This window comes from Leclercia sp. W6 (assembly GCF_003336345.1).
Lineage (GTDB): Bacteria > Pseudomonadota > Gammaproteobacteria > Enterobacterales > Enterobacteriaceae > Enterobacter.
Genome location: NZ_CP031104.1, coordinates 3,149,094 through 3,163,709, shown reverse-complemented (window position 1 = coordinate 3,163,709; position 14,616 = coordinate 3,149,094). Strand labels below are relative to the sequence as shown.

The window sequence follows — 14,616 nt, the reverse complement described above, 5'->3', positions numbered from 1 at the left end:
GCGGGTTACAGCAGCATTTTTATATAGTTTTATACCAACAAAGATATAAATGTTTGGAAAAACAAAAGGGGCCGAGTGGCCCCTTTTGGTCAAACTCAACAATCAGGCATCCGGAAATTCACGGATAAAGCGTTCCACGTCGTCAACCATATGATCGTTGCCAACGAAGAAGGAACGGCGCTGGTGCAGGCTTTCAGGAATGATATCCATAATCCGCTCTTTGCCGTCGCTGGCTTTACCGCCCGCCTGTTCGGCGAGGAAGGCCATTGGGTTGCACTCATACAGCAGGCGCAGCTTACCTTCCGGGTGGCTGGCGGTGCTTGGGTAGAGGTAGATACCGCCCTTCAGCAGGTTGCGGTGGAAATCCGCCACCAGGGAGCCGATATAACGCGAGGTATAAGGGCGCTGGGTCGATTTATCCTCTTCCTGGCAGAATTTAATGTACTTCTTCACCCCGGCCGGGAATTTAATGTAGTTCCCTTCGTTGATGGAGTAAGTGCTGCCTTTCTGCGGGAAGCGCATGCGTTCCTGGCACAGGCAGAATACACCCAGCGACGGATCGTAAGTAAAGGCATGGACGCCGCAGCCGGTGGTGTAGACCAGCATGGTGGAGGAGCCATATACCACATAACCCGCAGCAACCTGCTTATTGCCCGGCTGCAGGAAATCTTCTTCGGTGACCGGCGTGCCGACAGGGGTGACGCGACGGTAAATGGAGAAAATGGTGCCGACAGAGACGTTAACGTCGATGTTGGAGGAGCCATCCAGCGGATCCATCAGGACGACATACTTGGCGTGTTCACAGCCTTCAAAGACGACGATTTCATCTTCTTCCTCGGAGGCGATCCCCGCAACGATGTCGCGCGCGCGCAGTGCAGCTTTCAGTTTTTCATTCGCGAACAGATCGAGTTTCTGTTGAACTTCGCCCTGCACGTTTTCAGCACCGCTGGCACCCAGGATATCGACCAGTCCGGCTTTGTTGATATCGCGATGGATGATCTTGGCGCCCAGCTTTATTGCCGACAACAAAGCAGTGAGCTCACCGGTAGCATGCGAGAACTCGTGCTGCTTTTCGACAATAAATTCACCTAACGTTTTCATAACACTTTCCCTGCATTGGATGTTGAGTAAAGTTGTTGATGCCCAACAATCTTAACAAACTTTCAAATTGTCGCGCAGAGGTGAATCGCGCCAGCTTGCTACAGATTTTCCTGAAATGCATTTCTCTGCTGCTGACATATGCGTAAAATGTGCGCCACATTGAAGAAGGATAGTGACGTATGCGCATTCATATATTGGGGATTTGTGGCACTTTCATGGGCGGCCTGGCTATGCTGGCGCGCGCTCTTGGCCATGAGGTGACAGGTTCGGACGCCAATGTGTATCCGCCGATGAGCACGCTGCTGGAAAACCAGGGCATCGATCTTATTCAGGGCTACGACGCCAGCCAGCTGGAGCCGCAGCCGGATCTGGTGATCATCGGAAACGCCATGACCCGGGGTAATCCCTGCGTAGAAGCCGTGCTGGAAAGGAATATTCCCTACATGTCAGGGCCGCAGTGGCTGCATGATTTTGTTCTGCGCGATCGCTGGGTGCTGGCGGTGGCGGGTACCCACGGCAAAACCACCACCGCCGGTATGGCGACGTGGATCCTCGAAGCCTGCGGCTACAAGCCGGGCTTTGTGATTGGTGGCGTACCGGGGAACTTTGACGTTTCTGCCCGTCTGGGCGAGAGCCCGTTCTTTGTTATTGAGGCGGACGAATATGACTGCGCGTTCTTTGATAAACGCTCCAAGTTCGTTCATTACTGCCCGCGTACGCTGATCCTCAACAACCTTGAGTTTGACCACGCGGACATTTTCGACGACCTGAAAGCGATTCAGAAGCAGTTCCACCACCTGGTGCGCATCGTACCGGGCCAGGGACGCATCATCCTGCCGGAGAACGACATTAACCTGAAGCAGACCTTGGCGATGGGGTGCTGGAGCGAGCAGGAGCTGGTGGGCGAGCAGGGCCACTGGCAGGCGAAAAAGCTCACCAATGATGCCTCCCGCTGGGAAGTGTTGCTGGATGGCGAAAAGGTTGGGGAAGTGCAGTGGGCGCTGGTGGGCGAACACAACATGCATAACGGCCTGATGGCGATCGCCGCGGCCCGTCATGTGGGCGTGCTGCCTGCCGATGCGGCCAACGCGCTGGGCTCCTTTATCAATGCCCGTCGTCGTCTTGAGCTGCGCGGCGAAGCCAATGGCGTGACGGTGTATGATGATTTTGCCCATCACCCGACCGCGATCCTCGCGACGCTGGCTGCCCTGCGCGGCAAAGTGGGCGGCACGGCACGCATTCTGGCCGTACTGGAACCGCGCTCCAACACCATGAAGATGGGGATTTGCAAAGACGATTTAGCCCCCTCTTTAGGTCGCGCGGACGAGGTCTTCCTCCTGCAACCGCAGCACATTCCGTGGCAGGTGGCGGAAGTGGCCGAAGCCTGCGTCCAGCCTGCGCACTGGAGTGCCGACGTGGATACGCTGGCGGAGATGGTGGTGAAAACCGCGCAGCCGGGCGATCACATTCTGGTGATGAGCAACGGCGGGTTTGGTGGGATCCATCAGAAACTGCTGGACGGTCTGGCGAAGAAAGCAGAAGCAGTGGTGTAAAAAAAAGCCCGGTAGCGATAACGCTGACCGGGCTTTTTTTGTAGGCCGGAGAAGGCGTTTACGCCGCCATCCGGCAAACAGCAAACAGCAAGTAAGATATTAACCTTCGGCTTCCGCCAGCTCGCGCAGATACTGGAAAATCAGACGTGCAGACTTCGGCGGCTTGTTCGCCTCTTTCTCTTTCTTCGCGTTACGGATGAGAGAGCGCAACTGCTGGCGATCGGCGTCCGGCCACAGGTTCAGCACTTCCGGTACGGCGTCATCGCCCTGTTCAATCAGACGATCGCGGATCTGCTCCAGCTTATGGAACAGCGCAACCTGCTGGTTGTGGCGGTTTTTCAGCTTATCCAGCGCCTGGCGAATCGGCTCTACGTCGCGCTGGCGCAATAATTTACCAATCAACTGAAGCTGGCGGCGACGGCCCTCTTTCTTGATGCGCTGTGCCAGTTCGATGGCGGCACGCAGATCCGGGTCGAGCGGGATTTTATCCAGCGCGTTTTTACCCAGCTCTACCATCTCCGCACCAAGCTGTTTTAACTCTTCGGCGTCGCGTTTAATTTCACTTTTACTGACCCAGATGATCTCATCATCTTCGTCTTCGATGTCATCACCGGGAACGTCGTCGAGCCAGTCTTCGGGCTGCTTAGTCATGTCAGGCTCCTTAAAAAAAGAGGCTAATGTTACCAGTTTAGACGCGTACTGAGAAACGGTTCTCTGTTAGACTTCAGCTAACTACACCTTACATTATGGCATTTACGATGAAAGTGATCTCACAAGTTGCAGCGCAGCGTAAAGCACTGGAAGAGGCCGTCTCCATGGCCCTGGAGCTGGCGTCAGCGAAATCGGACGGGGCAGAAGTCGCCGTCAGCAAAACCACTGGCCTGAGCGTCAGCACCCGTTATGGCGAAGTGGAAACCGTTGAATTTAATAGCGATGGCGCGTTAGGGATTACTGTTTATCACCAGAACCGTAAAGGCAGTGCCTCCTCTACCGATTTAAGTCCTGACGCCATTGCGCGGACCGTACAGGCGGCGCTGGATATCGCCTCCTACACCTCTCCAGACCCCTATGCCGGGGTGGCTGACAAAGAGCTGCTGGCCTTTGAGGCCCCGGATCTGGATCTCTTCCATCCGGCGGAAGTAACCCCGGACGAAGCCATTGAGTTCGCCGCTCGCGCGGAGCAGGCCTCCCTTAATGCCGATAAGCGCATCACCAATACCGAAGGCGGCAGCTTTAATAGCCACTACGGCATTAAAGTCTTTGGCAACAGCCACGGCATGTTGCAGGGCTATTGCTCCACCCGTCACTCTCTTTCCAGCTGCGTGATTGCCGAAGAGAACGGCGACATGGAGCGCGATTACGCCTATACCATTGGCCGCGCGATGGGCGATCTACAGTCGCCAGAGTGGGTTGGGGCGGAGTGTGCAAAACGCACCTTATCCCGCCTGGCTCCGCGTAAACTCTCTACCATGAAAGCACCGGTTATCTTTGCCAATGAAGTGGCGACCGGGCTGTTCGGGCATCTGGTCGGCGCGATTGCCGGCGGCGCGGTCTACCGTAAATCCACCTTCCTGCTCGATGCGCTGGGCACGCAAATCCTGCCGGAGTGGCTGACCATTGAAGAGCACCCACACCTGCTGAAAGGACTGGCCTCCACGCCGTTCGACAGCGAAGGCGTGCGCACCGAGCGTCGCGATATCGTCAAAGAGGGCATCCTGACCCAGTGGCTGCTGACCAACTATTCCGCACGCAAACTGGGGCTTAAGAGCACCGGCCATGCGGGCGGCATCCACAACTGGCGCATTCCGGGCCGCGGCCTGAGCTTTGAGCAGATGCTGAAAGAGATGGGCACCGGGCTGGTGGTCACCGAGCTGATGGGGCAGGGCGTGAGCGGCGTCACCGGCGACTACTCGCGCGGGGCGTCTGGCTTCTGGGTGGAAAACGGTGAGATTCAGTATCCGGTGAGTGAAATTACCATCGCCGGTAACCTGAAAGATATGTGGCGTAATATCGTGACGGTGGGCAACGATATTGAGACACGCAGCAATATCCAGTGCGGTTCCGTTCTGTTACCGGAAATGAAAATCGCCGGTCAGTAATACCCGTCATACTTCACGCCGCAGATGCGTTGGCTGCGCGCGCTCACCCCGGTCACTTACTTATGTAAGCTCCCGGGGATTCACGCGCTTGCCGCGTTACTCGGCCTATGGCCTCGCCCCTTTGGGGCCAGCGCAAGCGCTGTTCAAGGCACATGTGCCTTGTTCTGCAACGCGAATTATTTAGGGTATTAGTCGGTTTTTTTAATAATAAAAAGGAAGTGAGCAATGCGTAAAACCCTGTTAGCTATCCTCGCAGCGTCATCGCTGGTCATGAGCACCTCGGTCTTTGCCGACCTGGAAGACAATATGGACACCCTCAGCGAAAACCTGAAAGTGGTGCAAAAAACCGATAACGCGGCGGAGATGAAAGAGGCGTTAACCAAAATGCGCACCGCCGCGGTAGACGCGCAAAAAGAGACCCCGCCAAAGCTGGAAGGCAAAGCGGAAGATAGCCCGGAGATGAAAGATTTCCGCCACGGCCTTGAGACGCTGGTGGGCCAGATTGACGGCGCGCTGAAGCTGGCGAACGAAGGCAAAGTAAAAGAGGCCCAGGCGGCAGCCGATGGCTTTGTTACCACGCGCAATACCTATCACAAAAAATACCGTTAATGGGTGCCTGAGCCTTACGTCCTTGATACACTCATGAAATGCAGGGGGATTGTACTCCCCCCGCATACTCGCTCTACTCCTTGCCAGAGTTGCAATCCAGTCGGGCAGTCACCTCCAGTGAACCTTTGCGATAGCTAATTTCGCACAGGTTTCGCCGGGTTATCAGTGTGAGCAGGATTGCTGTTATTGCGGCAATCGTTGTTACTTTGATAATAAGTTTTGTGCTTTTCATGGATGCCTCCTTGCTTTTAAAGCGGGCGAGGTAGCGAACTCCACGTGTTCGGACGTGTCGTTTCGAGCCCCGCCCTGATTTTTCGTCAGGCGGGGCTTTCCACTTCCCGTCCCATGCATGAGACGGTCAGTCTCAAGCACCCACGGCCACTCTAACGAATCCTCATAAGAAAACCTTATCCAGCTCACACTTCTACGAGTCTGCTCGTAAACTTTTTCACTTCCACAACGTGGCTTTTGCCGTTCAGGAGCGTGATATTCATCACGTTAGGCCAGCGAAAAATCGTTATTCAGCGCAATTATGTGGCACAGATCACTGGTGCCGCTCTCCTTTCCACTTCGAAGTGGAAAACAACTCGCTACAAACCCCTTACACCCGGCGTTAGTTTTATCCCAGAGCCAATAACGGGGTAAGACGAGTGATTAACGGAACGGTAATAAACGACACTGGAGACCAGGCGGCGCAAACTGAACAGCTGGCCGACACCATGCTCAAGCAGATTTTTGCCCTGCTTAGTCATCACCACATTATCCCCAATGCCGTTCAGGAGCAGATGCTGACCTCCCACGTCCGCGCCATGGCGCACCGGTCGGTAACCGGCGAGCCGTTGCCAGAGGTCGAGGCTGACCTGTTTGACGAAATTTCACCAGAATCCATGCGGCTTGCCCGTGAAGTGGTGGCGCAGTTTGGCAATCTTCCTGATGAAGAAGCCTGGCTGCTCTCCGTTCACTTCGAAGTCGCCAAAGACAACCTTTAAGGAGCACATCATGGAACAAATTACAGTCGTTATCGGCGATCGCCTGGGTAAAGGCCAGAAGGTTGCAGCAGGCGTTGAAAAAGCGGGTGGCCGTGCGGTCGTGGTGCCAGGCATGGCGGCAGACATGAAGCTGGGCGACGTGATGAAGGCGGAGAACGCCACCTTCGGTATCTCCTTCTGCGGCAGCGGCGGCGCGGGTGCTATCACCGCCCAGACCAAATATGGCTACAAAGCGAAGTACGGCATGCGCTCGGTCGATGAAGGCGTCACCGCCATCAACGAAGGCTGCAACGTGCTCGGCTTTGGCTTTATGGATAAAGAAGAGCTGGGCGAGCGTCTGGTTCAGGCGTGGCAGAAGAAGCACGGCGCATAAGCATGAAAGAACAGTTCACCACCACGGTGAGAGTGAAGGGCAAAGGCGACGCCAAAGCGCGCGCCTTTGCCGACGCGCTGAACCATGTTCAGGCCGCGGTGATGAAAGCATCGCCGCATATCTTACTGCGTATTGAGCCACAGGATGTGCAGGTTGTTCAGGCGCAAGAAGCGGTGCGTAAAGAGGCGTTTCTGTTCTTCTTTTTGCGCCGGGAAAGACGCACCTACAGCGTGGAGCTGGACGTGACCGTCAACGTGACTGCCATCAATCTGGACCAGGTGGACTTTGTCACGCAACGCTGATTCTTACTAATAGGGCAGACGAATGTTCCTGATAATTTTAATAAAATCGCTCATCATCGGCGGCCTGGTTGGCGTCGGCGTTGGGGCCGGGGCTGCACGCATGTTTCATGCGCCTACCACACAGGGTATGGGCGCGTTTCGTACGTTGGGGGAGCTGAACTCCTGCGAGGGGGATCCGGCGTCCCACTTCTCCTTTGGGTTAGGCTTCTTCTTTAACGCCTGGGCCTCGTCGGTTGCGGCGGGTTCCTTCACCCAGGACGTTGACCACCGCATCATCCCGAACTGGGGTGCGGCTGCACTGATGATCAAAAACCGCAACGTCGGCGAGACACTGCACGATCCCCGCAAAATGGCGATTGCCTGCGGCGTGATCGGCATGATTGTCGTCACCTTCCTGAACCTCACCGCCTCCTCCGTTCCGGCCGCGCTGCAGGTCACCGCCGTTAAGGTGCTGGTACCGGCGGCAAACCTGCTGGTCAACACCGTGATGCCGGTGATCTTCTGGCTGGCGGCCATCGACGCGGGTAAAAAATCGGGCTTCTGGGCCACCGTTTTTGGCGGCGCGGCGCAGCTGATCATGGGTAACGCCGTGCCGGGTCTGGTGCTGGGTATTCTGATCGGTAAAGGGGTGGAAGAGAGCGGCTGGAACCACGTCACCAAAGTGATGATGGCGGCCATCGTTCTGCTCTTCGTGCTGAGCGGCTTCTTCCGCGGCTTCGACATGAAGATGATCGAATCCTTCCATCTGACCGTGCCGAACTGGCTCGACATGATCCACAACTCGCTCAGCGGCAAGTAACAGGGGCCTCTAAATGGAACAGAATAAAGGTTTTTGGTATGCCGACTGGTCGTTCCCGATCTTTGTTGGCCTGCTCTCCTCCGGCGTCTTCGCCGGGACGCATATGTACTACCTCTACGGCATCGGCGCCTTTAACGAAGTGGCCTTCGTGGCGATGCTGAAAGCGGGCATCGATACCGGTGCCTACGGCGCGGTGGCGGCGTTCGGCGCCAGCTTCCTGTTCGCCCGTATTATCGAAGGCTCCCTGGTGGGGATTCTGGATATCGGCGGGGCGATCCAGACCGGCGTCGGCTTAGGCGTGCCGGCGTTGCTGCTGGGCGCGGGCATCATGTTCCCGGTGACCAACTTTATCGCCTCGTTGGCAACCGGCCTGGTGATTGGCCTGGCGATTGGCTACGTCATCATCCTGGCGCGTAAGTTCACCATCAATCAGAGCAACTCCACCTATGGGGCAGACGTGATGATGGGCGCCGGTAACGCCTCTGGCCGCTTCCTCGGGCCGTTGATTATCCTCAGCGCGATGACCGCCTCGATCCCGATCGGCATCGGTTCCCTGCTGGGCGCACTGCTGTTCTATATCTGGCAGAAGCCGATTACCGGTGGCGCCATCCTCGGCGCAATGCTTTTGGGCTGGCTGTTCCCGGTCGCCCTTTAATACCTGCGGGCGCTCCGGCGCCCGTCTTCTCAGGAGAACCCCATGTTTGATTTACTCCTGCGCCGTGCGCGCCTCACCGACGATACCCTGACCGATATCGCCATTCAGGACGGGAAGATCGCGGCGGTTGGCGACATCACCGATCCCGCACAGCACACCGTTGAGCTCAACGGTGACACCTGGGTCAGCGCGGGCTGGATTGATTCCCACGTTCACTGCTACCCGAACTCGCCGATTTATCACGACGAGCCGGACAGCGTCGGCATCGCCACCGGCGTCACCACCGTGGTGGACGCAGGCAGCACCGGGGCGGACGACGTGGATGACTTCTACGCCATCACCCGCAAGGCCTCCACCGAGGTCTTTGCCCTGCTGAACATCTCCCGCGTGGGGCTGATTGCCCAGAACGAGCTGGCCAATATGGCCAATATCGACGCCGACGCGGTAAAGCAGGCGGTGAAGCGCCACCCTGATTTTATCGTCGGCCTGAAAGCGCGCATGAGCAGCAGCGTGGTGGGCGAGAATGGCATTACGCCGCTGGAACGTGCGAAGGCCATCCAGAAAGAGAACGGCGATCTGCCGCTGATGGTGCACATTGGCAACAACCCGCCAAACCTCGACGAAATCGCCGAACTGCTGAGTTCAGGCGACATCATCACCCACTGCTACAACGGCAAACCGAACCGCATTCTGACCCCCTCCGGGGAGCTACGCGCCTCCATCACCTCCGCCCTGAAGCGCGGCGTGCGCCTGGATGTGGGCCACGGCACGGCGAGCTTCAGCTTTGAGGTGGCGAAACGCGCCATCGCGATGGGCATTCTGCCGCACACCATCAGCTCGGATATCTACTGCCGCAACCGCATTAACGGCCCGGTCGGCTCGCTGGCGAGCGTGATGTCGAAGTTCCTCGCCATCGGCATGTCGCTGCCGCAGGTGATTGAGTGCGTCACCGCCAACGCGGCCGACGGCCTGCGCCTGACGCGCAAAGGCCGCATTCAGCCGGGTCTCGACGCCGACCTGACGCTCTTCACCCTTAAGCGCCAGCCAACGCTGCTGGTGGATGCCGAAAACGACAGCCTGCAGGCTGAACACATTCTGGTGCCGCTTGCCGCGATCCGCGCGGGCAAGGGCTACATGACCGAACAAGGGAGCACGGAACATGCCTTCAATTTTTGAGAAATACAATTTAAAACAGGTGATTAACACCTCCGGGCGCATGACCGCGCTGGGCGTCTCCACGCCGCGCCCGGAAGTGGTGCAGGCGGCAATGGAGGGCATGAACCAGTACTTCGAGATGAAGGATCTGGTCAACAAAACCGGCGAGTACATCGCGAAGCTGCTGGATGTGGAAGGGGCGACGGTGGTCTCCTGCGCGTCGGCGGGTATTGCCCAGTCCGTGGCGGCGGTTTTGGTAAAAGAGAGCGACTGGCTGCTGGAAAACCTGCACATCACCCCGATTGAGAACAACGAGATCGTCCTGCCGAAAGGCCATAACGTCAACTTTGGCGCCCCGGTGGGCACCATGGTGGCGCTGGGCGGCGGCCGACTGGTGGAAGCGGGCTACGCCAACGAATGCTCCGCCGATCAGCTGGCGGCGGCGATCACTCCGCGCACCGCGGCCATTCTCTACATCAAATCGCACCACTGCGTGCAGAAAAGCATGCTCAGCGTGGAGCAGGCGGCGGTAGTGGCGCGTAAGCACGATCTCCCGCTGATCGTCGATGCCGCGGCGGAAGAAGATCTGCATACCTACTACCGATCCGGCGCCGATCTGGTGATCTACAGCGGCGCGAAGGCAATTGAAGGGCCCACCAGCGGGCTGGTGATCGGCAAGACCCAGTACGTGGAGTGGGTGAAGCGCCAGACGGTGGGCATTGGCCGGGCGATGAAGGTGGGTAAAGAGGGCATTCTGGGCCTGACCTGCGCTATCGAACACTACCTGACGGCGACCAAAGAGAGCGGGGCGGAGATGGTGGCGAAGATGACCCCCTTTATCGACGCGCTCAACACCCTGAACGGCGTGACTGCCCGCGTGGTGTGGGACAGCGCGGGCCGCGACATCGCCCGCACCGAGATTAAGTTCGACGAAGCCACCACCGGCGTCGGCACCGGCGATCTGGTGCATGCGCTGAAGCAGGGCGAATACGCCATCTACTTCCGCGGCTATAAAGCGAACGAAGGGATTATCGAAGCGGACGTGCGCAGCGTCACCGCTGACCAGCTGAACATTGTCTATCGCCGCATCAGCGAAGTATTAGGCCAGGAGAAAACCGCATGAAACTGATCCCCAACTTTTACCGCGACCGCGTCTGCCTGAACGTGCTGGCCGGCTCAAAAGCCAATGCCAGCGCCATCTACGAAGCCGCAGAGGGCCATGTACTGGTGGGCGTGCTCTCCAAAAACTACCCGGACGTGGACAGCGCGGTGGCGGATATGCGTGAGTACGCTCAGCTTATCGATAACGCCCTCTCCGTGGGGCTGGGCGCGGGTGACCCGAACCAGTCGGCGATGGTGAGCGAGATCGCCCGCCAGGTGCAGCCGCAGCACGTCAACCAGGTCTTCACTGGCGTGGCGACCAGCCGCGCGCTGCTGGGGCAGAGCGAGTCCGTGGTCAACGGTCTGGTCTCCCCGACCGGCACCGTCGGGATGGTGAAAATCTCCACCGGCCCGCTGAGCAGCGCGGCACCTGATGGGATCGTCCCGGTGGAAACGGCCATTGCCCTGCTGAAAGATTTCGGCGGCAGCTCAATCAAATACTTCCCGATGGGCGGCCTGAAGTGCCGGAACGAATACCAGGCGGTGGCGGAAGCCTGCGCCCGTCACAACTTCTGGCTGGAGCCGACCGGGGGTATCGATCTGGAAAACTTTGAGGAAATCCTGCAGATCGCCCTCGATGCAGGTGTGAGCAAGATCATCCCGCATATCTACAGCTCGATTATCGACAAAGCCAGCGGGGATACGCGTCCGGAAGATGTGCGTACGCTGCTGGAGATGACGAAAAAACAGGTTAAGTAGTCCCTCGCCCTAACCCTCTCCCGCCGGGGGAGGGAAACACGATCAGGAGCCACCATGCACACCCGTAACCTGCTTGTCGCTTCACTCTCAATGCTTGCCACCGCCGCTGTCGCTCAGACCCAGTACGCCTGGGTGGGCACCTACAACCCCAACGGCGAAGGACTCTACCGCTTTACCGTCGATCCGCAATCCGGCGCGCTCGCCAACAAAACGCTGGTGAGTAAACTGCCGAACGCCGCGCAGTTAACCGTCTCCCACGACGGCAAAACGCTCTATCTGGCAAGCGAAGTGGAGCAGGGGGTGGTGCAGGCGCTGCGGGTGGGCGATAACGGCGAGCTGAGCGAACTGAATCAGGTGGCCTCCGGCGGTGCGGGCCCGGTCTATCTCTCGCTGACGCCGAACGGCAAGCACCTGCTGGTGGCCAACTACATCAGCGGATCCATTGCGGTGCTGCCGATCAACGCTGACGGCAGCCTGGGTAATGCCACGGATACCCACCAGGATCAAGGCGAACCGGGTGCCGCTAAACCTGAAGCCGCCGTAGAGTGCAGTTTTGCCATCAGCGATCATAACGGCCCCCATGCGCACATGATCGCCGCCGATCCGAGCGGGAAATATGTTTTTTCCACCGATCTGGGGCTGGATCGTATCTATCAGTACCGTTTTGACGATCGCACCGGGAAGCTCACCCCGAACGATCCGCCATTTATCAGCGCCTCCTCAAAAGGGGCCGGGCCGCGCCATTTCGTCTTTACGCCAAAAGGTGACGCCCTGTGGCTGATAAACGAAGAGGCGTCTACGCTGACCCATTATGCCGTAGAGGCCAACGGTACGCTGAAAGAGGGCAAGAGCGTCTCTGCGCTACCAGCTGGCTACAAGGGCACCAGTTTTGCCGCTGGGCTGGCGTTAAGTGGTGATGGTAAGCAGTTGTATGTTGCTAACCGTTTGCATAACAGCATCGGCCACTTTACCGTAACGGCGGAAGGAACGCTGACGCATCAGAACGACGTCTGGACGCGTGGCGATTACCCGCGCACCCTGACGCTGGATAAACAGGGGCGCTGGCTCTATGTCATGAACCAGCGCAGCGACAACATCACCCGGTTTCGCGTGGCGCAGGACGGCAAGCTGAGCGTCGAGCCAGACTATACCCCGGTCGGCAGTCCATCCCAGATGGTCATTTCACCCTAAGCTGTAAGAGGACAACCCCGTGCGATTTCCCAACCAACGTTTAGCGCAACTGTTCGAGATGTTGCAAAACGAGACGCTGCCGCAGGACGAACTGGCGCAACGGTTGTCGGTCTCCACGCGTACCGTCCGGGCTGATATCACCGCGCTGAACGCGCTGCTGGCGGGGAACGGGGCGCAGTTTATCCTTAGCCGGGGTAACGGCTATCAACTGAAAATTGACGATCCGGCGCGCTATCAGCTGTTGCAGGCTTCGCATCCGCGGACGTTGCGTATTCCGCGCACAGGCCCCGAGCGGGTGCACTACCTGGTGGTGCGCTTTCTCACCTCGGCATTCTCCCTCAAGCTGGAGGATCTGGCCGACGAGTGGTTTGTCAGCCGCGCCACGCTGCAAAGCGATATGGCGGAGGTGCGCGAGTGGTTTCACCGCTATCGCCTGACCCTGGAGACCCGCCCGCGTCACGGCATGAAGCTGTTTGGCAGCGAGATGGCGATCCGCGCCTGCCTCACCGATCTGCTATGGCAGCTGGCGCAGCAGGACAACCTTAATCCGCTGGTGACGGAAGTGGCACTCAATGCGGGCGTGCCGGAGCAGCTCGCCGCCGTGCTGCATGAGACCTTTACCCGCCACCATATCCGCCTGACCGATGAGGGCGAGCTGTTTTTACGGCTCTACGGTGCGGTAACGGTGCGACGCATCAGCGAAGGCTATCCGCTGCCGGAGTTTAACGCCGAAGAGGTGGCCGAGAATGTGCGCGACGCAGCGCGGGATATCGCCAGCGCCATCGCCCGGCTGGCAGATAAAACGCTGTCGCCCTCGGAGGTGACCTGGCTGGGAGTGCATATCGCCGCGCGTCAGGTGCAGGAGATCTCCCCCAGCGCCATCAATGCCGATGATGAGGAGGCGCTGGTGAACTACATCCTGCGCTATATCAACACCCACTATAACTACAACCTCCTCGACGACGCCCAGCTCCACGCGGATCTGCTGACCCACATAAAGACCATGATCACCCGGGTGCGCTACCAGATCATGATCCCCAATCCGCTGCTGGATAACATCAAGCAGCACTATCCGATGGCATGGGACATGACCCTGGCGGCGGTGTCGAGCTGGGGTAAGTACACCCCGTATGCGATCAGCGAAAACGAGATTGGCTTCCTGGTGCTGCATATCGGCGTCGGCCTGGAACGCCACTACAACATTGGCTATCAGCGCCAGCCGCGGGTGATGCTGGTGTGCGACGCAGGCAACGCGATGGTGCGGATGATCGAGGCCGTTTTGCAGCGCAAGTATCCGCAAATCGAGGTGACGCGCGTGCTGACGCTGCGGGAGTATGAGCAGTGCGAAAACATCAGCGAAGATTTCGTCATCTCCACCGCGCGGATCGGCGAAAAAGCCAAGCCGGTGGTGATGATCGCCCCGTTCCCGACCGACTATCAGCTCGAGCAGATCGGCAAGCTGGTGCTGGTGGACAGAACGCGCCCCTGGATGCTGGAAAAGTACTTTGATGCCAGCCACTTCCGCGTGATTAATCAGCCCATCGACCAGCAGACGCTGTTCCGTGAGCTGTGCGGCCAGCTACAGGAGGAGGGGTTTGTGGATGCGGAGTTTCTCGACTCGGTGGTGGAGCGCGAGGCCATCGTCAGCACCCTGCTCGGCGACGGCATCGCCCTGCCGCACTCTCTCGGTTTACTGGCGCAAAAAACCGTGGTCTACACCGTGCTGGCCCCGCAGGGGATTCAGTGGGGGGATGAAACCGCGCACGTGATCTTCCTGCTGGCGATCAGTAAAAGCGAGTATGAAGAGGCGATGGCCATCTACGATATCTTCGTCACTTTCCTACGCGAGCGGGCGATGACCCGGCTCTGTCAATGTCACGACTTTGCGGAGTTTAAAGCCGTGGCGATGGAGAGTTTGAGCCGGTTTTGA

16 protein-coding genes are annotated in these 14,616 nt (G+C 58.3%); 13 read left to right on the top strand and 3 right to left on the bottom strand.

All coding sequences use genetic code 11. From position 1 onward, the window contains the following. Positions 1–102 precede the first annotated feature (102 nt). Entirely contained in the window at positions 103–1,101 is a 999-nt protein-coding gene (gene fbp, locus DVA43_RS15430) for a class 1 fructose-bisphosphatase (RefSeq protein ID WP_103178013.1), read from the bottom strand. Between the two features lie 179 nt (positions 1,102–1,280). On the opposite strand from fbp, the gene mpl reads away from it, so the two are divergent. Then, positions 1,281–2,654 (top strand): UDP-N-acetylmuramate:L-alanyl-gamma-D-glutamyl-meso-diaminopimelate ligase, encoded by a 1,374-nt coding sequence (gene mpl, locus DVA43_RS15425; protein ID WP_114316061.1) that lies wholly within the window; start codon positions 1,281–1,283, stop codon positions 2,652–2,654. Between the two features lie 99 nt (positions 2,655–2,753). Here the strand turns inward: mpl and yjgA are convergent, their stop codons facing one another. Continuing rightward, positions 2,754–3,305 carry a ribosome biogenesis factor YjgA gene (gene yjgA, locus DVA43_RS15420; protein ID WP_103178015.1) on the bottom strand — a complete coding sequence of 184 codons (552 nt, stop codon included), beginning with the start codon at positions 3,303–3,305 and terminating at the stop codon, positions 2,754–2,756. 95 nt (positions 3,306–3,400) lie between these two features. Between yjgA and pmbA the strand changes: the two genes are divergently transcribed. Next, positions 3,401–4,753, top strand: a complete 1,353-nt coding sequence (gene pmbA, locus DVA43_RS15415; RefSeq protein WP_103823038.1) for a metalloprotease PmbA — start codon at positions 3,401–3,403, stop codon at positions 4,751–4,753. Between the two features lie 225 nt (positions 4,754–4,978). Continuing rightward, positions 4,979–5,362, top strand: a complete 384-nt coding sequence (cybC, locus tag DVA43_RS15410; protein WP_103823039.1) for a cytochrome b562 — start codon at positions 4,979–4,981, stop codon at positions 5,360–5,362. A 73-nt stretch (positions 5,363–5,435) separates the two neighbouring features. Here the strand turns inward: cybC and DVA43_RS15405 are convergent, their stop codons facing one another. After that, entirely contained in the window at positions 5,436–5,594 is a 159-nt protein-coding gene (locus DVA43_RS15405; RefSeq protein ID WP_114316060.1) for a Hok/Gef family protein, read from the bottom strand. A gap of 418 nt (positions 5,595–6,012) precedes the next feature. Between DVA43_RS15405 and DVA43_RS15400 the strand changes: the two genes are divergently transcribed. Genes DVA43_RS15400 through DVA43_RS15355 form a run of 10 tightly spaced genes read left to right on the top strand, consistent with a single transcriptional unit; the run spans position 6,013 to position 14,616 of the window. Continuing rightward, complete coding sequence (locus DVA43_RS15400) at positions 6,013–6,351, top strand: glycine dehydrogenase (protein WP_114316059.1); 339 nt, start codon at positions 6,013–6,015, stop codon at positions 6,349–6,351. A 10-nt stretch (positions 6,352–6,361) separates the two neighbouring features. After that, positions 6,362–6,724 carry an SFCGS family glycine-rich protein gene (locus tag DVA43_RS15395; RefSeq protein ID WP_006179053.1) on the top strand — a complete coding sequence of 121 codons (363 nt, stop codon included), beginning with the start codon at positions 6,362–6,364 and terminating at the stop codon, positions 6,722–6,724. A 2-nt stretch (positions 6,725–6,726) separates the two neighbouring features. Continuing rightward, positions 6,727–7,026 carry a DUF4312 family protein gene (locus tag DVA43_RS15390; protein WP_006810338.1) on the top strand — a complete coding sequence of 100 codons (300 nt, stop codon included), beginning with the start codon at positions 6,727–6,729 and terminating at the stop codon, positions 7,024–7,026. Positions 7,027–7,048: 22 nt separating this feature from the next. Next, entirely contained in the window at positions 7,049–7,825 is a 777-nt protein-coding gene (locus DVA43_RS15385; protein ID WP_039030609.1) for a DUF4311 domain-containing protein, read from the top strand. A gap of 13 nt (positions 7,826–7,838) precedes the next feature. Continuing rightward, positions 7,839–8,480, top strand: a complete 642-nt coding sequence (locus DVA43_RS15380; RefSeq protein WP_103178023.1) for a DUF4310 family protein — start codon at positions 7,839–7,841, stop codon at positions 8,478–8,480. Between the two features lie 42 nt (positions 8,481–8,522). After that, positions 8,523–9,656: an amidohydrolase/deacetylase family metallohydrolase gene (locus DVA43_RS15375; RefSeq protein ID WP_114316058.1), complete on the top strand. Its 1,134-nt coding sequence runs from the start codon at positions 8,523–8,525 to the stop codon at positions 9,654–9,656. Then, positions 9,640–10,758, top strand: a complete 1,119-nt coding sequence (locus DVA43_RS15370; protein ID WP_114316057.1) for a DgaE family pyridoxal phosphate-dependent ammonia lyase — start codon at positions 9,640–9,642, stop codon at positions 10,756–10,758. The genes DVA43_RS15375 and DVA43_RS15370 overlap by 17 nt, the downstream gene beginning before the upstream one ends. Further along, positions 10,755–11,495 (top strand): KDGP aldolase family protein, encoded by a 741-nt coding sequence (locus tag DVA43_RS15365; RefSeq protein ID WP_114316056.1) that lies wholly within the window; start codon positions 10,755–10,757, stop codon positions 11,493–11,495. Before DVA43_RS15370 ends, DVA43_RS15365 begins: the two co-directional genes overlap by 4 nt. Before the next feature lie 54 nt (positions 11,496–11,549). Continuing rightward, complete coding sequence (locus DVA43_RS15360) at positions 11,550–12,686, top strand: lactonase family protein (protein WP_114316055.1); 1,137 nt, start codon at positions 11,550–11,552, stop codon at positions 12,684–12,686. A gap of 19 nt (positions 12,687–12,705) precedes the next feature. Continuing rightward, positions 12,706–14,616, top strand: a complete 1,911-nt coding sequence (locus DVA43_RS15355; protein ID WP_114316054.1) for a transcription antiterminator — start codon at positions 12,706–12,708, stop codon at positions 14,614–14,616.